At 57.9% G+C, this 19,585-nt stretch carries 30 protein-coding genes; 28 read left to right on the forward strand and 2 right to left on the reverse strand.

The genetic code is table 11. The features are described from left to right. Positions 1-3: 3 nt before the first annotated feature. The 22 genes from rplP to rplQ all read left to right on the forward strand — a co-directional run bounded on the left by rplP (position 4) and on the right by rplQ (position 12,031). Positions 4-423: a 50S ribosomal protein L16 gene (rplP, locus tag U6G28_05895; protein ID WRS29069.1), complete on the forward strand. Its 420-nt coding sequence runs from the start codon at positions 4-6 to the stop codon at positions 421-423. Next, complete coding sequence (gene rpmC, locus U6G28_05900) at positions 423-656, forward strand: 50S ribosomal protein L29 (GenBank protein ID WRS29070.1); 234 nt, start codon at positions 423-425, stop codon at positions 654-656. Before rplP ends, rpmC begins: the two co-directional genes overlap by 1 nt. A gap of 11 nt (positions 657-667) precedes the next feature. After that, on the forward strand, positions 668-934 hold the full coding sequence (gene rpsQ / locus U6G28_05905; protein ID WRS31206.1) for a 30S ribosomal protein S17: 267 nt from the start codon (positions 668-670) through the stop codon (positions 932-934). Between the two features lie 103 nt (positions 935-1,037). Then, positions 1,038-1,409 carry a 50S ribosomal protein L14 gene (gene rplN / locus U6G28_05910; protein WRS29071.1) on the forward strand — a complete coding sequence of 124 codons (372 nt, stop codon included), beginning with the start codon at positions 1,038-1,040 and terminating at the stop codon, positions 1,407-1,409. Further along, entirely contained in the window at positions 1,409-1,846 is a 438-nt protein-coding gene (gene rplX, locus U6G28_05915; GenBank protein WRS29072.1) for a 50S ribosomal protein L24, read from the forward strand. The genes rplN and rplX overlap by 1 nt, the downstream gene beginning before the upstream one ends. Then, positions 1,843-2,388 carry a 50S ribosomal protein L5 gene (gene rplE, locus U6G28_05920; protein WRS29073.1) on the forward strand — a complete coding sequence of 182 codons (546 nt, stop codon included), beginning with the start codon at positions 1,843-1,845 and terminating at the stop codon, positions 2,386-2,388. Before rplX ends, rplE begins: the two co-directional genes overlap by 4 nt. Positions 2,389-2,390: 2 nt before the next feature. Continuing rightward, on the forward strand, positions 2,391-2,576 hold the full coding sequence (locus tag U6G28_05925; protein ID WRS29074.1) for a type Z 30S ribosomal protein S14: 186 nt from the start codon (positions 2,391-2,393) through the stop codon (positions 2,574-2,576). Positions 2,577-2,645: 69 nt separating this feature from the next. Beyond that, entirely contained in the window at positions 2,646-3,044 is a 399-nt protein-coding gene (rpsH, locus tag U6G28_05930; GenBank protein WRS29075.1) for a 30S ribosomal protein S8, read from the forward strand. Between the two features lie 14 nt (positions 3,045-3,058). After that, entirely contained in the window at positions 3,059-3,595 is a 537-nt protein-coding gene (gene rplF, locus U6G28_05935) for a 50S ribosomal protein L6 (GenBank protein ID WRS29076.1), read from the forward strand. A 2-nt stretch (positions 3,596-3,597) separates the two neighbouring features. After that, positions 3,598-3,969 carry a 50S ribosomal protein L18 gene (gene rplR / locus U6G28_05940; GenBank protein ID WRS29077.1) on the forward strand — a complete coding sequence of 124 codons (372 nt, stop codon included), beginning with the start codon at positions 3,598-3,600 and terminating at the stop codon, positions 3,967-3,969. 28 nt (positions 3,970-3,997) lie between these two features. Further along, a complete protein-coding gene (gene rpsE / locus U6G28_05945; protein WRS29078.1) occupies positions 3,998-4,699 on the forward strand; it encodes a 30S ribosomal protein S5 in 702 nt (233 codons plus the stop codon). Continuing rightward, complete coding sequence (gene rpmD, locus U6G28_05950; GenBank protein WRS29079.1) at positions 4,699-4,881, forward strand: 50S ribosomal protein L30; 183 nt, start codon at positions 4,699-4,701, stop codon at positions 4,879-4,881. Before rpsE ends, rpmD begins: the two co-directional genes overlap by 1 nt. A 2-nt stretch (positions 4,882-4,883) precedes the next feature. Further along, positions 4,884-5,366, forward strand: coding sequence for a 50S ribosomal protein L15 (gene rplO / locus U6G28_05955; GenBank protein WRS29080.1), 483 nt, complete (start codon positions 4,884-4,886; stop codon positions 5,364-5,366). Positions 5,367-5,530: 164 nt separating this feature from the next. Beyond that, on the forward strand, positions 5,531-6,823 hold the full coding sequence (secY, locus tag U6G28_05960; protein WRS29081.1) for a preprotein translocase subunit SecY: 1,293 nt from the start codon (positions 5,531-5,533) through the stop codon (positions 6,821-6,823). After that, positions 6,820-7,398, forward strand: coding sequence for an adenylate kinase (locus U6G28_05965; GenBank protein WRS29082.1), 579 nt, complete (start codon positions 6,820-6,822; stop codon positions 7,396-7,398). The genes secY and U6G28_05965 overlap by 4 nt, the downstream gene beginning before the upstream one ends. A 197-nt stretch (positions 7,399-7,595) precedes the next feature. Beyond that, positions 7,596-8,537: a type I methionyl aminopeptidase gene (map, locus tag U6G28_05970; GenBank protein ID WRS29083.1), complete on the forward strand. Its 942-nt coding sequence runs from the start codon at positions 7,596-7,598 to the stop codon at positions 8,535-8,537. Positions 8,538-8,897: 360 nt separating this feature from the next. Continuing rightward, entirely contained in the window at positions 8,898-9,119 is a 222-nt protein-coding gene (infA, locus tag U6G28_05975; GenBank protein WRS29084.1) for a translation initiation factor IF-1, read from the forward strand. Positions 9,120-9,185: 66 nt separating this feature from the next. Next, positions 9,186-9,299 carry a 50S ribosomal protein L36 gene (rpmJ, locus tag U6G28_05980; GenBank protein WRS29085.1) on the forward strand — a complete coding sequence of 38 codons (114 nt, stop codon included), beginning with the start codon at positions 9,186-9,188 and terminating at the stop codon, positions 9,297-9,299. A gap of 123 nt (positions 9,300-9,422) precedes the next feature. Beyond that, positions 9,423-9,797, forward strand: coding sequence for a 30S ribosomal protein S13 (gene rpsM, locus U6G28_05985; GenBank protein ID WRS29086.1), 375 nt, complete (start codon positions 9,423-9,425; stop codon positions 9,795-9,797). A 56-nt stretch (positions 9,798-9,853) separates the two neighbouring features. Further along, a complete protein-coding gene (rpsK, locus tag U6G28_05990) occupies positions 9,854-10,255 on the forward strand; it encodes a 30S ribosomal protein S11 (GenBank protein ID WRS29087.1) in 402 nt (133 codons plus the stop codon). A gap of 132 nt (positions 10,256-10,387) precedes the next feature. After that, positions 10,388-11,380 (forward strand): DNA-directed RNA polymerase subunit alpha, encoded by a 993-nt coding sequence (locus tag U6G28_05995; protein WRS29088.1) that lies wholly within the window; start codon positions 10,388-10,390, stop codon positions 11,378-11,380. A 60-nt stretch (positions 11,381-11,440) separates the two neighbouring features. Continuing rightward, positions 11,441-12,031 (forward strand): 50S ribosomal protein L17, encoded by a 591-nt coding sequence (rplQ, locus tag U6G28_06000; protein WRS29089.1) that lies wholly within the window; start codon positions 11,441-11,443, stop codon positions 12,029-12,031. A 305-nt stretch (positions 12,032-12,336) separates the two neighbouring features. Here rplQ and U6G28_06005 read toward each other — a convergent pair whose 3' ends face one another. After that, positions 12,337-12,627: an antibiotic biosynthesis monooxygenase family protein gene (locus U6G28_06005; GenBank protein ID WRS29090.1), complete on the reverse strand. Its 291-nt coding sequence runs from the start codon at positions 12,625-12,627 to the stop codon at positions 12,337-12,339. A gap of 247 nt (positions 12,628-12,874) precedes the next feature. Between U6G28_06005 and U6G28_06010 the strand changes: the two genes are divergently transcribed. From U6G28_06010 to U6G28_06035, 6 genes are all read left to right on the forward strand, one after another. Next, positions 12,875-13,642, forward strand: a complete 768-nt coding sequence (locus tag U6G28_06010; protein ID WRS29091.1) for an ROK family protein — start codon at positions 12,875-12,877, stop codon at positions 13,640-13,642. Next, entirely contained in the window at positions 13,639-14,649 is a 1,011-nt protein-coding gene (truA, locus tag U6G28_06015) for a tRNA pseudouridine(38-40) synthase TruA (protein ID WRS29092.1), read from the forward strand. Before U6G28_06010 ends, truA begins: the two co-directional genes overlap by 4 nt. A 300-nt stretch (positions 14,650-14,949) precedes the next feature. Next, positions 14,950-15,393: a 50S ribosomal protein L13 gene (gene rplM, locus U6G28_06020; GenBank protein ID WRS31207.1), complete on the forward strand. Its 444-nt coding sequence runs from the start codon at positions 14,950-14,952 to the stop codon at positions 15,391-15,393. A gap of 30 nt (positions 15,394-15,423) precedes the next feature. After that, positions 15,424-15,915, forward strand: a complete 492-nt coding sequence (gene rpsI / locus U6G28_06025) for a 30S ribosomal protein S9 (GenBank protein WRS29093.1) — start codon at positions 15,424-15,426, stop codon at positions 15,913-15,915. 526 nt (positions 15,916-16,441) lie between these two features. Then, complete coding sequence (gene glmM / locus U6G28_06030; GenBank protein ID WRS29094.1) at positions 16,442-17,797, forward strand: phosphoglucosamine mutase; 1,356 nt, start codon at positions 16,442-16,444, stop codon at positions 17,795-17,797. A gap of 34 nt (positions 17,798-17,831) precedes the next feature. Next, positions 17,832-18,488 (forward strand): HAD family phosphatase, encoded by a 657-nt coding sequence (locus U6G28_06035; GenBank protein WRS29095.1) that lies wholly within the window; start codon positions 17,832-17,834, stop codon positions 18,486-18,488. Between the two features lie 156 nt (positions 18,489-18,644). Here U6G28_06035 and coaA read toward each other — a convergent pair whose 3' ends face one another. Continuing rightward, positions 18,645-19,574 (reverse strand): type I pantothenate kinase, encoded by a 930-nt coding sequence (coaA, locus tag U6G28_06040; protein ID WRS31208.1) that lies wholly within the window; start codon positions 19,572-19,574, stop codon positions 18,645-18,647. Between the last annotated feature and the right edge of the window lie 11 nt (positions 19,575-19,585).

Below are 19,585 nucleotides of genomic sequence, written 5' to 3' on the forward strand. Positions count from 1 at the left end.
CCCATGCTCATTCCCCGCCGAGTTAAGTACCGTAAGCAGCACCGCCCGAAGCGCGGCGGCATGGCTAAAGGTGGCACCGAACTTGCGTTCGGCGACTACGGCATCCAGGCACTAGAGCCCACCTACCTGACTAACCGTCAGATCGAGGCAGCTCGTATCGCCATGACCCGTCACATCAAGCGTGGCGGTAAAGTTTGGATCACCGTTTTCCCGGACCGTCCCCTGACCAAGAAGCCTGCCGAAACCCGTATGGGTAAAGGTAAGGGTTCACCAGAGTGGTGGGTCGCTCCAGTCAAGCCCGGCCGGATCATCTTCGAGTTGTCGGGTGTTGATGAAGATTTGGCCCGCGAGGCTATGCGCCGCGCACGCCACAAGCTCCCGATTAAGACCCGTTTCGTAGTGCGAGAGGGTGTTGAGAACTAATGGCCGATAACGTTTTGAAGACGGCTGACCTCGATGCCATGGATGACGCTCAGCTCCGCAAGGAACTTGAGCGCGCAAAGGCCGAGTTGTTCAACCTTCGTTTTTCTCAGGCTGTCGGTAGCCTTGAGGACAGCGGACGGATGAAGTCTGTGCGTCGCAACATTGCCCGTATCTACACGATTGCGCGTGAGAGGGAGCTTGGCTTCCGTACCGCGCCCGGAACTGAGGACTGAGAATGACTGAAGTGGCCGCAGCGACGGAACGCAACCAGCGCAAGGTACGCCGTGGATACGTGACCTCGGACAAGATGGACAAGACAGTTGTTGTTGTCCTTGAGGACCGAGTAAAGCACCCCCTTTACGGCAAGGTCACGGTCAAGACCAAGAAGGTCAAGGCCCACGACGAAAACAATGAGTGCGGCGTAGGTGACTACGTCCTAATCATGGAAACCCGTCCTCTTTCGCGTACCAAGCACTGGCGCGTGGCAGAGATCCTGGAGAAGGCGAAGTAGTCCCGTAGGAACTACCGAGCACTTTCCAAACAAACAATCCGTTCGGCCAGGCTCTAGGGCGCAGGTCCAAAGAGAACCGGCACGACGACAGGAGTCATAAGACATGATCCAGCAGGAGTCGCGACTGAAGATCGCTGACAACACGGGGGCGAAGGAAATCCTCACCATCCGTGTTCTCGGTGGCTCAAAACGACGTTACGCGGGTATCGGCGACGTTATTGTCGCCACCGTGAAGGACGCCATCCCCGGCGGAAACGTGAAGAAGGGTGAGGTCGTAAAAGCCGTCATCGTTCGCACGAAGAAGCCTTCACGTAGGCCCGATGGTTCCTACATTCGATTCGACGAGAATGCGGCTGTCATTTTGAAGAATGACGATGGTGACCCGCGTGGCACCCGTATTTTCGGCCCAGTTGGCCGCGAACTGCGCGACAAGCGCTTCATGCGCATCGTCTCGCTGGCACCGGAGGTGATCTGATGGCCGCCAAGATTAAGAAGGGCGACATCGTAGAGGTTGTGCGCGGTCGTTCCTCAGACCCCAAGAAGCTTGAAGCACGCAACCAGCGTCGTTTGGAAGAGGGCTACGAGCCCTTGGCTCCCGGCGACAAAGGCAAGCAGGGGCGCGTCATTAAGGTTTTCCCTGAAGAGCGCAAGGTGCTTGTTGAGGGCGTAAATCTGAAGACCCGCCACGTGCGTCAGGGACAATCGGGCCAGGAGGGTGGCATTGTCACCGCCGAGGCACCGATTGCGATCGAAAAGGTCGCCCTGGTGGACCCTGACACGAAGAAGCCGGTACGCGTTGGCTTCCGCGAGGACGTAGTCGAGCGTGACGGTCGTAAGCGCACCGTTCGTGTTCGCGTTGCCCGCGGTGGTAGTCGTCGTGGCATCGAGCCCGGTAAGGAGCTGGACGCATGAGCCCCCGTCTGAAGGAAAAGTACAACGATCAGATCAGGTCTGAGATGATCGAGGAGTTCAAACTGCCGAACGTCATGATGGCACCTAAGCCTGTAAAGGTAGTCGTCAACATGGGTGTCGGCGATGCGGCTCGTGATTCAAAACTTCTGGACGGCGCACTGAAGGATCTGGAGGCCATTACCGGTCAAAAGCCCCGCGTGAACCGAGCAAAGAAGTCAATCGCCCAGTTCAAGCTTCGTGAGGGTCAGCCAATCGGCGCTTCGGTGACGATTCGCGGAGACCGGATGTGGGAGTTCCTCGACCGTCTAATGTCGACCGCACTGCCACGTATCCGCGACTTCCGCGGCTTGTCAGCCAAGCAGTTTGACGGACATGGCAACTACACCTTTGGACTGACCGAACAGGTTATGTTCAACGAAATTAACGTCGACAATGTCGACCGGGCTCGCGGCATGGACATCACCGTTGTCACGTCTGCTGACAGCGATGAACAGGGTCGCGCACTACTTCGTAAGCTCGGCTTCCCCTTCAAAGAGGACTAACAATGGCTAAGACATCTCTGAAGATCAAGGCAGCACGCAAGCCGAAGTATGCGGTCCGTGCTTACACAAGGTGCAACCGTTGCGGTCGCCCCCACTCGGTCTACCGCAAGTTCGGCTTGTGCCGTATCTGCCTACGTGAGTTGGCCCTGCGTGGCGAACTCCCCGGCGTGACTAAGAGCAGCTGGTAACACTTACGACGCAGGTCCCCGGCGGCGATTGCCGAGGGAAACCACGCCGAGGAAGGGCCAAGGCCCAAAATGACAATGACTGATCCGGTCGCAGACATGCTTACGCGTCTGCGCAACGCAAACACGGCTCATCACGAGTCCGTGTCAATGCCCTACTCAAAGCTCAAGGACGGGATCGCGCAGATCCTGAAGAGCGAGGGCTATATCAAGGACATCCGCATCGAAGATGCGCGCGTCGGCAAGACGCTGACCCTTGATCTGAAGTACGGCAACCGCCGTGAGCGTGCAATCACCGGCCTGAAGCGAGTTTCTAAGCCAGGTCTACGTGTGTATGCGAAATCAACTGAACTGCCTCAGGTCCGCGGTGGATTGGGCGTGGCGATTCTATCGACCTCGTCCGGTCTTCTAACTGACCGTCAGGCTTCCGACAAAGGTGTAGGTGGGGAAGTCCTCGCCTACGTCTGGTAGAAGGAGGACGCGCAATGTCACGTATTGGCAAGCAGCCCGTCGTTCTTCCTGCGGGTGTCGAAGCTAAGATCGACGGACAGGACGTAACTGTGAAGGGTCCTAAGGGCGAACTTTCGCTTGAGGTTCCCACACCTATCAGCGCCAAGCTGGAGGGTAGCGAAATCCTGGTGAGTCGTCCGGATGATGACCGGACTAATCGATCGCTGCACGGCCTTTCCCGTACGCTCATCGCCAACATGGTCGAGGGTGTAACGAACGGCTACGCGAAGAACCTTGAGATCGTCGGTACTGGTTATCGTGCGACCCAGAAGGGCAAGGCTGTTGAGTTTGCCCTCGGTTACTCTCACACCATCACCTTCGAGCCGCCGGAAGGCATCGACATCACCGCCACCTCACAGACCAAGGTCGTTGTGAGTGGTATTGATAAGCAGAAGGTTGGCGAGGTCGCCGCAAACATCCGCAAACTGCGCAAGCCGGAACCCTACAAGGGCAAGGGCATTCGCTATGAAGGCGAAGTTGTGCGACGCAAGGTCGGAAAGGCTGGTAAGTAGTAATGGCTTACACGGTCAAGGGCAAAGGAAAGTTCGTTTCCCGTAGGCGCCGTCATCAGCGCGTGCGTGCGAAGATTGCTGGAACCGCTACGCGGCCCCGTCTGGTAGTTACCAGAAGCAACCGTCACATGTTCGCTCAAGTTGTGAACGATGACGAGGGCAAGACGCTGGTCTGGGCTTCCACAATGGAGCCCGAGCTGCGCGCCTCGTCCGGTGACAAGACGGAGAAGGCCAGCAAGGTTGGCGCTCTGATTGCGGAGCGTGCGAAGGAAGCCGGCATCGAAGAGGTCGTTTTCGATCGCGGTGGAAACAAGTATCACGGCCGCGTGGCGGCAGTAGCGGAAGGCGCCCGTGAGGGCGGCCTGAAGCTGTGAGCGCGAGTAAGGAAAGGGAGAGCATCTGATGGCTGAAAGAAGCCAAGGAAATACCGATCAGGACTCCGCGCGCCAGGGCCAAGGTGGAGACCGCCGTGGACGTGGTGGTCAGCGCGGAGAGGGACGCCAGCAGGGGCGCGGTCGTCAAGACGATCGCAACCAGTACCTGGAGCGCGTCGTTACCATCAACCGTGTGTCCAAGGTTGTGAAGGGTGGACGTAGGTTCAGCTTCACCGCTCTGGTCGTGGTTGGTGACGGTGAGGGCACCGTCGGCGTTGGCTACGGTAAGGCCAAGGAAGTTCCGGCAGCGATTGCGAAGGGTGTCGAAGAGGCGAAGAAGAACTTCTTCCGTGTCCCGATGATCCGTCGTACTATCCCGCACCTGGTTGAAGGTCGCGCATCGGCAGGCATCGTTCTGCTGCGTCCGGCTTCACCTGGTACCGGTGTTATCGCTGGTGGTCCGGTCCGCGCCGTACTTGAGTGCGCCGGTATCCACGATGTGCTAACAAAGTCGCTCGGTTCGTCGAACGCAATCAACATTGTTCACGCAACTGTTGACGCTCTGAAGCAGCTTGAGGAACCCGAGGAAGTGGCAGCACGCCGCGGACTCCCTCTGGAGCGTGTCGCACCGACTACCATGCTCGCAGCGCGTGCCGCTGGTGAGGCAGAGCGCAAGGCTGAGGCTGAGAAGAAAGAAGCCGCGAAAGCCTCCGCAGGGGTGAGCGAGTAATGGCAAAGCTGAAGATCACTCTGACCAAGTCTATTTACGGTCAGAAGAGGAACATCGCCGAGTCTGTGCGCTCCCTCGGGTTGCGCAAGATCGGTCAGAGCACGGTCCGTGAGGACACCCCGGTTGTTCTGGGGCAGGTTCACACGGCTAAGCACCTGCTTGACGTGGAAGAGGTTGACTGACAATGGCACAGACCAAGAAGAACGTCAGCGTCCCCGCCGAAGGTGAGGTCGTAAGGCTTCACCACCTAGCTCCTGCTCCCGGTGCCAAGACCGCAAAGACCCGCGTGGGTCGCGGTGAGGGCTCTAAGGGCAAGACTGCAGGGCGAGGCACCAAGGGCACCAAGGCACGCAACACGGTCCGTATTGGCTTCGAGGGTGGACAGATGCCGTTGCATATGCGCCTGCCGAAGCTACGTGGCTTCAAAAACCCGTTCAGGGTTGAGTACCAGGTCGTTAATCTGGACAAGCTACAGGAACTGTTCCCGGAGGGTGGAACGGTCACCGTTGAGGATCTGGTTGCTAAGAACGCAGTCCGTAAGGGCGAGCCGGTCAAGGTCCTTGGTAGCGGTGACGTTACCGCAAAGTTCGATGTGGTTGCTGACAAGTGGTCGGCTACCGCTGAGGAAAAGATCAAGAACGCGGGCGGCAGCCTGTCAGTTCGATAAGCTTGAGCGGTGTGTTTCGGATTTTCTGTACTGAAGACCTGGAATATGCCGCCCATCGCTAAGGCCTAGGGGAGGGCACCACTTCGGCGCCCTCCCTTTGGTCACGTTACAACAGCTATTCTTTATAGCCAGAGTCATATCTGGTCTACAGTCCAGGAGGAAGCTTGCTACGCGCATTCGCCCAGGCCTTCCGCACGCCGGAGCTTCGCGGGAAGATCCTGTTTACGCTATTGATGATGGCGCTCTACAGGCTCGGGGTGTTCATCCCGACGCCGGGGGTCTCGGCGCAAGCGATCAGCGAGTGTTCGGCACTGCAGGAGCAGTCCTCTTTGCTGGACATGTTCAACCTATTCTCCGGTGGGGCGCTGAAATCACTGTCGATCTTCGCGCTCGGCATCATGCCCTACATCACCGCATCGATTATCATTCAGGTGCTGCGAGTCGCGGTTCCCAGGTTTGAAGATTTGCATAAGGAGGGTCAGTCGGGCCAGTCAAAGCTGACGCAGTACACCCGGTACCTGACTATTTTCCTGGCAGTCTTACAGTCAACGACAATGATCTCTATGGCGGCTTCGGGACAGATGTTCCCAGGGTGCACCACAGCCGTCATCCCCAACGCAAGTTTCTTGACCTACCTGTTTATGGTCCTGGTAATGACCGCAGGTACGGCAGTAATCATGTGGTTCGGCGAGCTGATCACCGAACGCGGCGTTGGCAATGGTATGTCGCTACTGATCTTCACCGGTATTGTCTCGACGATGCCAATGACGCTCATTGACATCGGTCGCACCCGCAGTTGGGGAATCGTTCTGCTGATTGTCCTCATCATTCTCGCGGTTACCGTCGTTGTTGTGTATGTTGAGCAGGCGCAGAGGCGTATTCCTGTTCAGTACGCCAAGCGCATGGTTGGACGTCGCACTTACGGTGGCACCACCACATACATTCCTTTGAAGATCAACATGGCCGGAGTCATTCCCGTGATCTTCTCGACTTCGATACTCGGATTGCCGCCGCTAATCGCAAATTTTGGCGACCCGACCTCCGGTTGGGTCCAGTGGATCAACTACAACTTCCGGCCTCAGGGCGTGTGGTACATGATCACAAACGCCTTGCTGATATTCGCGTTCGCGTACTTCTACACGACGATCACGTTCAATCCGGACGAAGTCGCTGACAACATGAAGCGTTACGGTGGATTCATTCCCGGCTATCGAGCGGGACGGCCCACCGCGGAATACCTGAGCTACGTGGTAAACCGTCTGACGTTTGCTGGTGGTATCTATCTGGTGGTCATTGCAACTCTTCCGTCGCTGATAATGATCCCAATGCGGCTCGCACCAAACCAGATGCCATTCGGAGGTACTACGCTCCTGATTATGGTTGGCGTCGGTCTGCAGACCGTTAAGGAAATCAACTCCCAGTTGCAACAACATCATTATGAGGGATTCTTGAAGTGACAGCGATTATCCTCTTTGGCCCTCCCGGAGTCGGGAAAGGAACACAGGCGGCGTGGCTCGCTGAGTTTCTGGGAGTTCCTGCGATTTCAACAGGACAGATCTTCCGGGCAAACATCGAGGATAAGACGGAGTTGGGGAAGCTAGCGGAAGGCTACATCGAGCGTGGGGAGTTGGTGCCCGACTCGGTAACGAATCCGATGGTGCAAGCCAGGCTCTCGGCCCCCGATGTCGCGAAGGGGTTTGTCCTTGACGGATACCCTCGTTCACTCGAACAGACTTACATGCTTCGAGACACCCTGGCCAAAGAGGGAATCGAGATCGACGCGGTCCTGGAACTCGTAGCGGACGAAGATAAGCTGATCGAGCGCCTAATGACCCGTGCGGCTGAACAGAACCGCAGCGATGACCGCGAGGACGTTTTCCGCCACCGGCTTGAGATTTACGCGGAGCGAACAGAGCCGCTTGCCACATACTATGCAGATCAGGATCTGCTGGATGTCGTAGATGCCTCGGGCAACAAGCAAGAGGTGGCCGAGGAGATGCTGAAGGCGCTAAGGGCAAGGAGCCTCGCCTAGGACGATAGCTGGAGTCGGACCCGCCCCAGCGGCGCCCGACTCAGCATGGCTTCATTGCGTCCCGCTCTCTGCGCCTGTCTTGGAGCAGCACCCTTTTCCCCTCCTTCCGTCCGGGGTTTCCAATCAGATAGGGCGTCTCGGAGCCCCCGAAATACGGCGTGTCGCCTCCCTATGTGATTGGAGATTGGCGGAGGTGGGTGAGCGCCTCGTTGGTCACATCCGCGTTCGTAATGCCTGACGCCCGAGTAGATTGGAGCGGGATTCTACGGAAGGAAACAGTCGTGGCATTTGGTCATACCGGAGGGAAAAGTCCGCAGCAGTTGGAGTACATGCGCGAGGCTGGACAGGTAGTTGCCACTGTTCACGCGGCTCTGCGCGAGGTGGTCAAGCCCGGGATGACCACCAAGGAACTGGATCAGCTCGTCTACGCCGTGACCCTTGCCAACGACGCCAAGCCAAACTTCCTTAACTACAACGGCTTTTCGGGCTCAGTATGTATCTCGGTGAACGAGGAAATCGTGCACGGTATTCCCGGGTCCCGGGTCCTGGAACCCGGGGACATTGTCTCATTTGATTGCGGTGCTGTAATCGAACGAGGCGGTCTTCCATGGCACGGGGACGCAGCCTTCACAGTGGTACTTGACGGCCCGAACGAAGAACAGAATGAGAAGCGACGTCAACTCTCTTCCATAACTGAGCATTCGATGTGGGCTGGGATTGCTAGAGCTGCCACGGCGAGGCGCATCGGTGATATTGGGGCTGCGATTGAGGACGATGTCGAGGCACAGGGATTGGAATACGGGTGGACTCCTGAACTACTGGAGGGCTACACGGGGCACGGAATCGGGAATCATCTGCATGAGGACCCGACCGTCTACAACTACCGGACCCGCAACAGGGGCCCAAAGATCGGGTCAGGTACGACGATTTGTATCGAGCCGATGCTGACGGAGGGGGACCAGACCTCTGCAACTCTTGCTGACGACTGGACGGTAGTCACTGTTAATGGGCTGGCATCGGCGCACTGGGAGCACACAATCGCGATCACAAATGAGGGAATCTCTGTTCTGACAGCGCCGGACGCGGGAGCGGCGGGGCTAGCACCATACGGAATAGAGCCAATAGCCTCGTTCCTGTAGTGGGCTTATCTTTGTAGCGTGCCTCTTTCTGAAGTGGGGCGTATTTCTGTAGCGGAGCGTATTTCTGTAGTGGGCCTCTCTCTGAAGTCGCCCTCGTCCCTCGTGGGAATCTCCAATCAGATTGGGGCGTCTCGCGGTCTTGAAATGCGGCGTGTCGTTCCCCTATCTGATTGGCAAACCACGGGAGAGCGCAACTCACGCGATGTAGGACAGGTGACGCATTCGGGTCGGCGTGTTTGCGTGAGTTCGCTAACCATTAGGCCTCCGGTGTTTCGTAGCGGGTTATGCCTGTATTAGGGTTATCTGTCGGGCATACTCACGTCCACTAACACGCACCAGAAGAAGGATTAGCAGAGTTTTATGGCGAAAAAGGACGGCGTAATCGAGGTCGAGGGAAGCGTTGTTGAAGCGCTCCCGAACGCGATGTTCCGTGTCGAACTTGAGAACGGTCACCTGGTCTTGGCTCACATCTCGGGCAAGATGCGCCAGCACTACATCCGCATTCTTCCCGAAGATCGTGTGGTTGTTGAGCTGAGCCCCTACGACCTGTCTCGCGGACGGATCGTCTACCGATACAGGTGATCGCCTTGGCTACCTCGGGAAACCGGCGGTGGTCAAGACCCACTCCTAGTGGAAACAGGAACAGCAATGAAAGTAAAGCCAAGCGTCAAGAAGATCTGTGACAAGTGCAAGGTGATTCGTCGCCACGGCAACGTCATGGTGATTTGTGAGAACCCTAGGCACAAACAGCGTCAGGGCTAGCTCTACGCAAAAGTAAGCGTCTCTCGACCGGGCATCAACTGCCCGGACCCCTGGTCCGAAGGCCAGGGCCACATAAGTGGTAGATAGGCGACGACCTTCGGAACTAAATATGGAGCAGCAGTAATGGCACGTATTGCAGGCGTAGACCTCCCTCGCGAGAAGCGAATGGAAGTTGCGCTAACTTACATTTTCGGTGTGGGTAAGACCCGCGCTAAAGAAACGCTAGAAGCAACAGGTGTTAGCCCTGACCTTCGCGTCAAGGATGCCTCAGAAGAGGACCTGGTTAAGCTTCGTCAGTACATCGACTCGAACTACAAGGTTGAAGGTGACCTGCGCCGTGAGGTTCAGGCAGACATTCGCCGCAAGATCGAAATCGGTAGCTACCAGGGGCGCCGCCACCGCGCCGGATTGCCGGTCCGTGGTCAGCGCACCAAGACCAACGCTCGCACCCGCAAGGGCCCGAAGCGCACGGTTGCCGGTAAGAAGAAGGCCAAGTAGAGGTAGTTACTCGGTAACCCGGGTATCCCAGGAATCTTGTAGGAGAGAAAGAAAAGATGGCTGTAAAGTCTCAATCTTCTGCGCGGAAGCCGCGTAGGAAGGAAAAGCGCAACGTCGCTCAGGGGAACGCTTACATTCGTTCTACCTTCAATAACACAATCGTTTCCATCACGGACCCGACCGGTGCGGTGATCGCGTCATCTTCGTCCGGCCAGGTGGGTTTCAAAGGTTCACGTAAGTCAACCCCGTTTGCGGCGCAGCTTGCTGCTGAAGCAGCTGCTCGTCGTGCCCAAGATCAGGGCATGAAGAAGGTCGACATCTACGTGAAGGGCCCGGGCTCCGGTCGCGAGACCGCGATTCGTGCACTCCAGGCTGCCGGACTTGAGGTTGGATCCATTCAGGATGTCACCCCTCAGGCGCATAACGGCTGCCGCCCTCCGAAGCGTCGCCGCGGTTAATTACTTTTCACTGACCCGGCGTGGAGGCCATCTACGCCGGGCTGGTAACAACAAGGAATCCTCCCTCTTCCGCCTCGGCGGAGTCCTAAAATCGGCGTCATATGGCGGGCGTCGAGAAGAAAGGAACCGAACGTGCTGATTGCACAGCGACCCATCCTGACTGAAGAAGTCGTTTCGGACAACCGTTCCCGTTTCACCCTTGAGCCCCTTGAGCCGGGCTTCGGGTACACCCTTGGTAACTCCCTTCGTCGTACCCTGCTGTCGTCGATCCCCGGTGCAGCTGTCACCTCGGTTCGCATCGAAGGTGTACCGCACGAGTTTGAAACCATCGAGGGTGTCAAGGAAGACGTCTCTGAGATCATTTTGAACGTGAAGCAACTGGTTCTCTCATCTGAGAATGACGAGCCCGTTGACATGTACGTTCGCAAGTCCGGCCCCGGCGAGGTGCTTGCGGGTGACATCGTTCCCCCGGCGGGCATCGAGATCCACAATCCTGAACTTCGGATTGCCACTCTCAACGAGCACGGCAAGCTTGAGCTTGAACTGACTGTTGAACGTGGCCGTGGCTATGTCTCCGCTGCCCAGAACAAGCACTCGGACGATGACTACGATGCGATTCCGGTCGACTCGATCTATTCGCCGGTCCTCAAGGTGACCTACCGCGTCGAAGCGACTCGTGTTGAGCAGCGTACCGACTTTGACCGTCTGATTCTGGATGTCGAAACCAAGCCTTCGATCCTTCCGCGCGACGCAGTTGCGTCTGCTGGAAAGACCCTGGTTGAGCTGTTCGGTCTGGCCCGCGACCTAAACGTCGAGGCCGAGGGCATCGAGATTGGCACGACTACCACCGATGAAACCCTTGCAGCAGACCTGGCGCTACCGATCGAGAGCCTGAATCTTCAGTCTCGCTCGTACAACGCTCTGCGTCGCCGGGGAATCCTAACGGTTGGCGAACTGGTGGCTCACTCTGAGGCCGACCTCCTCGACATCCGTAACTTCGGCACCAAGTCGATTGAAGAGATCAAGGTTGCCCTGGCTGGCCTGGGCATGGCTCTCAAGGATTCGCAGATGCCGACCGGTATCTCGGTTGACGAGTCCATCTTCAGCGACAACCAGGAATTCTGAGCGTTTCGAAAGATCGCCCGGTAGAAACTTTAAGACTCAAAACACTAAACAGGAGCACAAATGCCCACTCCGAAAAAGGGCCCCCGTCTGGGTGGCAGCGCAGCACACCAGCGCAAGATTCTCTCGAACCTTGCTACCCAGCTGATCGAGAACGGCTCGATCACCACTACCGAGGCGAAGGCAAAGCTGCTACAGCCCTACTTTGAAAAGCTGGTCACCAAGGCCAAGAGCGGAACCATCCACGATCGTCGTATTGTGGCGCGTAAGATCCGTTCGAAGGACGCCATCTACCAGTTGTTCGATGAGATCGTTCCCGAGATCGATTCGGAACGTAACGGCGGCTACACTCGCGTCACCCGCATCGGGAACCGTAAGGGCGACAATGCTCCTATGGCCGTTATCGAGATCATCACCGAGCCGGTGATGAAGAAGGCGACCGTCAAGGCTGCTGAGGCTCCGGCCAAGAAGGCTGCTAAGAAGAGCGCCAAGAAGGTCGAAGAAGCTCCGGTTCAGGCTGAAGAGACCGTTACCGAGGATCTTGAGTCCGCGGCTGGGTCAGAAGAGGTGGCTGAAGAGGCCGCTGAGGCTGTAGTCGAAGAGGGCGATGCTTCCGCAGTTGAGGAAGAAGTAGCTGAGGACGAGGCGAAGTAACTTCCTCCTAGTCGCTCGGCCGTCCTGACGGCAAGCGCAGATTTCACCGAAAAGGGTGGGTCTCAGTCCAGTTTGTTCTGGATCGGGACCCACCCTTTCTTTGCGGTTCTCCCCGGGGTTGAGTTTGTGCGTCTCATTCGAAGACGCTGCATGCACGTCGTGTGAGGCCAAAACTCGGGGTCTCGGTGACGGCTTGCTCATCGACACCCCTAGTTTTGGCCCGTACCCCCGGCACACCAGCACGGACCTTGTCCATGTGCAGCGCAAAACACTCTACGGAGAGCTACTTGAACTCTCTGGGTGTTTCATTTCTCTGTGAGGAACTGTAGCGTCGAGCCGCCGTCGGTTAGATCCGCCAGCTTGCCATTCAAAACCGCGTTTTCCGGGTCGGCGAGATGCTCTGTGAATGCTTCGTCATCGCGGTAGCGCTCCAGTACGACAATCTGGAGCGCGTTGTCCCTATCGTGGTAGACCTCGAACCGCTGCGAGCCGACCATAGCTAGCACGTGCTTTCCGTACTCGACCAAGAGATCGTGGACTTTGTCGGTCGTGTCCTCATATGTGTCGATCCTTGCGATTAGGTTGATGGCTCCCATGATCACCCCTTCTGAAATGCTGAATATATCCATATTCTCTGGCAGAGAGGCTGGCGTTAGACAGTGGCCGACCTTCCCCAATAGGTGCAGTCTGGCTTGCGCCCACTAGAAGTGGTGAAGGCTCGCTGAGAACGTGCATCCATCCCTAATGCGTCCCTTACCTGGGGTACACAACGCGTCCGGATTGGTTCCGTGTCCCTCATTTGAGGTGCACGACTTGTCGGAGAGGGTCCGGTAGATTTGGGGCATGTCCTCGTCTGCGCCGCTTACCCTCTGCATTGACTGTGGGGGAGGAGGCATCAAAGCCTCCGTTTTGGGACCTGACGGAGCGAACATCGAAGGTCCGAATAGGACTCCCACGCCGTATCCTCTGCCGCCCGAACTGTTGGTTTCGACCTTTGTAGATCTCGCCGGTCAACTTCCCAAAGCCGACCGGGTCACCGTTGGCATGCCGGGCATGATCCGAAATGGCGAGGTGATTGCAACTCCTCACTACATCACCAAGCAGGGCCCGCGTTCGAAGATTGTGCCCCAACTTGAGCGGGCGTGGTCTGGGTTCAGGATGAGCGAAGCTGCCTCACGAGCGCTCGGTTTGCCCGTCCTCGTCCTCAACGACGCGGAGGTAGCGGGAGCAGCCTCAGTCGAGGGCTTGGGCCTCGAAATGATCATCACCCTGGGAACCGGGTTGGGAAACGCGATCTTCCTCGACGGAGTTCTTTCCCCGCACGCTGAACTCTCTCAGGGGCTCGTCCGCTGGGGACTGACCTACGATGACTACCTCGGAGAGCACGAACGCCTTCGCCTTGGCGACGCTCACTGGTCCCGGCGTGTTCGTCGCGTAATTGAGGGATTCGAACCTGTCTACCGTTGGGACCGGCTGTACATCGGCGGCGGTAACGCCCGTTGCATCACCGAGTACCAGCGTTCCAAAATACCGGCCGGGGTGGAGTACGTAGGGAACGAGGCGGGCATGACGGGCGGTGTACGCGCTTGGGAATTGGCGGCCCGGAAATGAGCGGCGCGACCGCGTCCCAAAAGCAAACTCCCGTCGTTGAGGTCGACTGCGGCGATTCGGGCCGTGACTGCGTCCGGGCGGACGTGGATACCGGGGCCGCGCATAGTCCCGAAACCGAGACGGATGAAATAATGGTCTCGGTGACCACACGTGATACTCAGCGGATTCGTTTTGAGCTTTCGTACGAGGGAAGTGAATTCCACGGTTGGGCCACCCAGGACGGGCTTCGCACAGTTCAGGGGGAGGTTGAGGAAGCCTTAGCGACCGTGTTCCGCGAACCTATCCGTCTCACCGTCGCGGGTCGCACAGACGCCGGAGTGCACGCCGCTCATCAGGTGGCTCACGCTGACCTGCCTTCGGGTGCGCCAGCTATGGACGATCTCGAGCATCTGTGCGACCGCTTGAATCGGCTGATCGCGGCCGGTTCCAATGAAGACAAAGGGATGTCCGATCTTGTCATCCGCCGGATCATGGCGGTCTCTGGCGATTTTGATGCAAGATTCTCTGCCGAGGCACGACACTATGTTTATAAGATCGTTGATCGGCGCGAAGCGCGGGACCCGATCGGTCGCGCCGACGCCTGGTGGAGTCCGTATCCGGATCTGGATGTCGCCGCGATGCAGGGCGCGGCGGAGACATTGTTGGGTACGCATGACTTCCTTTCCTTCTGCAAGCCGCGAGACGGTGCGACCACCATCCGTTCGCTTACTCAACTGGACGTGAGCAGGATGGGGGGAGCCATCCGGATCGAAGTCTCAGCGGACGCGTTCTGCCACTCGATGGTGAGATCCCTCGTCGGAGCCATAGTTGACGTAGGTCGAGGAACGCGGGACCCGGAGTGGGTGGTCTCCCTCATACAACACCCAAGTCGGAGTCACGGAGTGCCGATAGCGCCGGCTCGGGGACTCACCCTGGCTCGCATTGACTATCCGCCGGAAGAGCAGTGGGCGAAGCGTTCGCAGCAGGCACGAAGGGTCCGTGATATCTCAGAGACCTGCTGTGGATGAGTGAGCGTGGATTTGGGATGAGGTTCGCGAGGGTTTTTGTTTGTGGGTGAGTGCGGACGGAACCAAAGATCGAGCGCTTGAGGACTCGCGCACACTTTGTGACCATACTTTGGTTTTGGTGGCGCCTCGTCGGTAAACTCAAGGAGTTGTGCGTGAGCTCTGTTGACTCAATCCCACTCGTTAGCAGCGCGACCCGCAGGGGTATCCGCTCAACAGCGACTTTTACCGTGAATCGCAAAGTGCGCCTCCCGCAAGGCTGCCCGGAGCGATTCCATGAACAAAAGAATTGAAGGCTATCTAGTGCGCACCTACTCACCGAAGCCAGGCGACGCAGACAAGAAGTGGTATGTCGTTGATGCCAGCGACGCCGTTCTTGGACGCCTGTCGGCCCAGGTTGCTGCCCTTTTGCGCGGCAAGCACAAGGCGACGTTTGCTCCTCACATGGACATGGGCGACAACGTCATCGTCATCAACGCTGACAAAGTCGTACTTACCGGCAACAAGCTCGATCAGAAGATGGCTTACCGCCACTCTGGTTACCCGGGCGGCCTGAGGGCCACCCCGTACCGCGAGCTGATGGAGAAGAATCCTGAGCGCGCCGTTTCTAAGGCGATTACGGGAATGCTTCCCCACAACTCACTGGGACGAGCTCAGGCGAAGAAACTGCATGTATATGCAGGGCCTGACCATCCGCACGCGGCACAAATGCCGGAAGTCTACGAGCTGAAGCAGGTCGCCCAGTAACGCGGGCTACCTAAGTCATTTAGGAGAATCGTGGCTGAGACCACCGAAGTTTTGGAGCTGGACGAGGAAGTCGTCCCTAGCTCGTACACCAGTGAAACCGAGACGGCTGCTCCTGGAGCTGGCGCCTCGATCACCGCACCGGGCGCGGGCCTGGGTCGTCGCAAGCAGGCTATTGCTCGCGTCCGACTGGTTCCCGGCACCGGCGAGTGGACGATTAATGGTCGTACCCTCGAGAACTACTTCCCGAACAAGTTGCACCAGCAGGCCGTGAACGCTCCGTTCGCTCTGCTTGACCTTGAGGGACGTTTTGATGTTATCGCTCTGATCAAGGGCGGCGGTCCTTCAGGACAGGCCGGGGCATTGCGCCTTGGTGTGGCTCGCGCACTCAACGAGATTGATCGTGAGGCCAACCGTCCGGCACTGAAGAAGGCTGGCTTCTTGACCCGTGACGCTCGCGCTGTTGAGCGTAAGAAGGCTGGTCTGAAGAAGGCACGTAAGGCGCCGCAGTACTCGAAGCGCTAGGCGTAGCGTTGCGCGAGAGTGCTCTCAAGTGGCGAGTCTCGAAGCGCTAGGCGACGCACTCAGCCATTCACCTGCGATAATCCGCGCGTGAATGAGAACGTAAAGGCTCCCCGGTTCAAACGAACCGGGGAGCTTGCGTTAACGATTTTTGGGAGCCATGCGGGAAACCAACAACATGAACAACACCTGACACTTAACCCCACGCGGATCCAGCGTTAGTCATGTGGAGCCTTGGTTGCGTTAGTTACGGTTAGCCAGCGATGGTCAGGGAAAACGGTCTCGAAATCGCCCCGTTCTGCCGACAAGACACGTCCAACGCAACCAAAGCCATCCATGATGTAACTGTGCGCGTGGCGGGGCTCCTGGCTCCATTAGCGCGAGCGGTCGACTTCGGTGCGGGCTTGCTCGGCGAGGCCCATGTTTCGCGGCGATGACGCGCGACTCCTCATACAAATGCTGGTCCCGCCGGGCCTGGCTCTTTTACGAGTAACATTGCAGAGTACTTTTCCCACCTGGAGGCACATCCATGGCAAGACTGTTCGGAACTGACGGCGTTCGAGGGCTCGCTAATCGCGACATTACTGCAGACTTAGCTCTGCAACTTGGGGAAGCTGCGGCCCGCCGCATCGGCCCCGCGGTAAAGGTTCCTGATCGTAAGCCTCGTTGCGTCATCGGCCGCGATACAAGGGTGTCGGGAGAGTTTCTCGACCATGCCATCGCCGCAGGTCTTGCCGCCTCCGGCGTGGACGCCGTCCGCATCGGGGTTGTCCCGACTCCTGCAGTAGCGCACCTTACTGCCACTGAGGATGAGGTGGACTTTGGAGTCATGATCTCCGCCTCCCACAATCCAATGCCCGACAACGGCATCAAATTCTTCGCGCACGGTGGTTACAAACTCGATGACCAGATCGAGGACGAGATCGCCGAACTCCTAGGACAAGAGTGGGAACGCCCCATTGCAGACGCAGTCGGCGAGGTCTGGTACGACGATGACATGGCTGAAAAATCTTACGTCGAGCACCTTGTGGCATCTTGCGGCGTGAATCTCAAGGGCCTCCGCATTGCAGTCGACTGCGCGAACGGTGCGGCCTCCGTGCTCGGCCCGGAGGCATTACGCGCGGCCGGCGCTGACGTGGTGGTCATTAACGCCTTCCCAGATGGTCGGAACATTAATGACGAGTGCGGTTCCACCCATCCGGGTCAGCTTCAGGCCGTGACGGTCGCGTCTGGTGCCAACTTTGGGGTCGCCTACGACGGGGATGCCGACCGCTGCATTGCAGTGGACCATCGGGGTGATCTGGTTGATGGTGACAAGATTATGGGAGTCCTAGCGTTACAGATGAAAGCCGAGGGGCGGCTGGCCAAGGACACTCTTGTGGTCACTGTGATGTCCAATCTTGGCCTGCTTAATGCAATGCGCCAGAGCGGAATCGAGGTTGTCCAAAGCGCGGTCGGAGACCGGTACGTGCTAGAGGCGATGCGCGAAGATGGCTTTTCTCTGGGTGGGGAACAATCGGGCCACGTCATTGCTAGCGATTATGCAACCACCGGCGATGGTGTCCTCACGTCCATGCTCTTGGCTCGCACTCTTAAGGAGTCGGGTAGGAGTCTTGCCGATTTGGCCACTCAGATTCCCAGACTTCCCCAGACTCTGATTAACGTTAAGGGCGTTGACCGTGGCGGACTGGACCACGAGGGAGTTCAGGAAGCCGTGAAGTACGTCGAAGACTTGCTGGGAGATCAGGGTAGGGTGCTTATGAGGCCCTCGGGTACAGAACCCCTCGTTCGCGTGATGGTTGAAGCACCAACGCAACAGCAGGCTGACGGGATGGCCGAGACGGTAGCAACCGCGGTGAGGAAGTATCTGTCGGTGGACGCGTAGTTGGCGCTTGGCTCGCTAGAAAGGCACTATCTGCATGGATGCGGTCATCTTCGATATGGATGGCGTATTGGTCGATACCGAGGCGGCTCACGAAACGTTGGGCGAAGAGTTCTTCAAATCAAAGAGGCTAGACATGCCTCCAGAAGTCACCAGAACTCTGATTGGCGCAACAGGAGAGAAGTTCTGGGGAACGTTTGAAGCTCGCAATCCCGGAGTTGACTCCGGTGCTGTACGCAGAGAATATAACGAGTTCATGGACTCCCGACTTACCGACTACTCGAAGATTATGAACCCCGGAGTTTCCTCGCTGATCGCCTCGATCAAGAGGGCAGGTTACGGGCTGGCCCTAGCGACCTCCAGCGGGCGCGCAAACGCAGAACGCGTTTTGAGCCAGTGCGGGCTTGAGGAATTCTTTGATGTGGTCGTCTGTGGTGGGGACGTCTCTGAATCCAAGCCCTCCCCACAGATCTTTCTGAAGGCCGCTGATTTGCTCGGTGTGACACCCTCTGCCTGCGTCATCGTGGAGGACTCTCATAATGGTGTCCGGGCTGGTAAAGCCTCCGGAGCGACTGTCCTAGGTAAAGAGGACAAACGGTTTTTTCAGGATATCTCGTCCGCCGATCAAATCGTCACGACGCTTGAAGGGCTATCCGTTCATGATCTTGAGGCCCTCTGGGATCAAGCGAACTAGTGGGACGTGTCGGGACGTCGCTCCCGTTCTCGCGCGCTGAACCAGCGCCTATTGGTGGCGCTTTCGCTTGACTTCGCCCCGGCGAGCTTCGCTCGTTTGCCTCGCGATGTGCCGACTCCCCGCGCGATCTAGGAAACAAATCCACGACGCGGAACACTAGATCTTTCTGAGGAAGATGTCCTCAATCAGGTGATCTGAATCCTTCTTCAGGACGAGGGTTGCGCGGGGACGAGTTGGAGCGATGTTCTCGACGAGGTTTGGAAGGTTGATACTTCTCCAAATTCCCTTCGCGGTCTCGATCGCCTCGGCGTCAGTCAACGATGCGTAGTTCTTGAAGTACGAGGCCGGATTCGTAAACGCAGTCTGACGTAGCTGAAGGAAACGATCAACGTACCAGCGCTCGATGTCTTTCGGGTCGGCGTCGACATAGATCCTGAAGTCGAAATAGTCCGCCAGGCTCACTCCTAAGCTTCCCGGACCGGTCCGTGCGGGAAGCAAGACGTTTAGACCCTCGACTATGAGGATATCCGGGTGGCTCACCGTGAGGTGCTTTCCCGGGACGATATCGTAGATGACGTGTGAGTATACGGGCGCCTCAACGTTGCTTTCGCCCGCCTTCACGCGCGCAACAAACTCAAGCAGCGCTCTCCGGTCATACGACTCAGGGAAACCTTTACGCCCAAGGATCCCGCGACGCTTGAGTTCCTCGTTTGGCAGCAGGAACCCATCGGTGGTGATCAGATCGACCCGGGGAGTACGAGGCCAGCGCGATAACAGTAACTGCAGCAACCTCGCCACCGTCGACTTGCCGACCGCGACGGATCCAGCAATGCCGATGACGAAGGGAGTCGGACGCTGGTACGGCTCGCCTAGCAGGGTTTGACGGCCGGCCGCATTGCGGCGCGTCGAGTCCATGTACAGCTGCAGCAGCGCGGACAAGGGACGGTAGATCGCGTCTACCTCGGCCAGATCGATCGGATCACCCAAGGAAGCAAGCTTCTCGACATCTTCCGGGGTCAACGGCAGAGGGGTCTGGGGGGCTGCTGCGGACCACTGCTCACGCGAAAAGTGAGTGAACGGACCCACGTCGGTAGCTG

Source organism: Actinomycetaceae bacterium MB13-C1-2 (assembly GCA_035621235.1).
In the GTDB taxonomy this organism is placed as follows: domain Bacteria; phylum Actinomycetota; class Actinomycetes; order Actinomycetales; family Actinomycetaceae; genus Scrofimicrobium.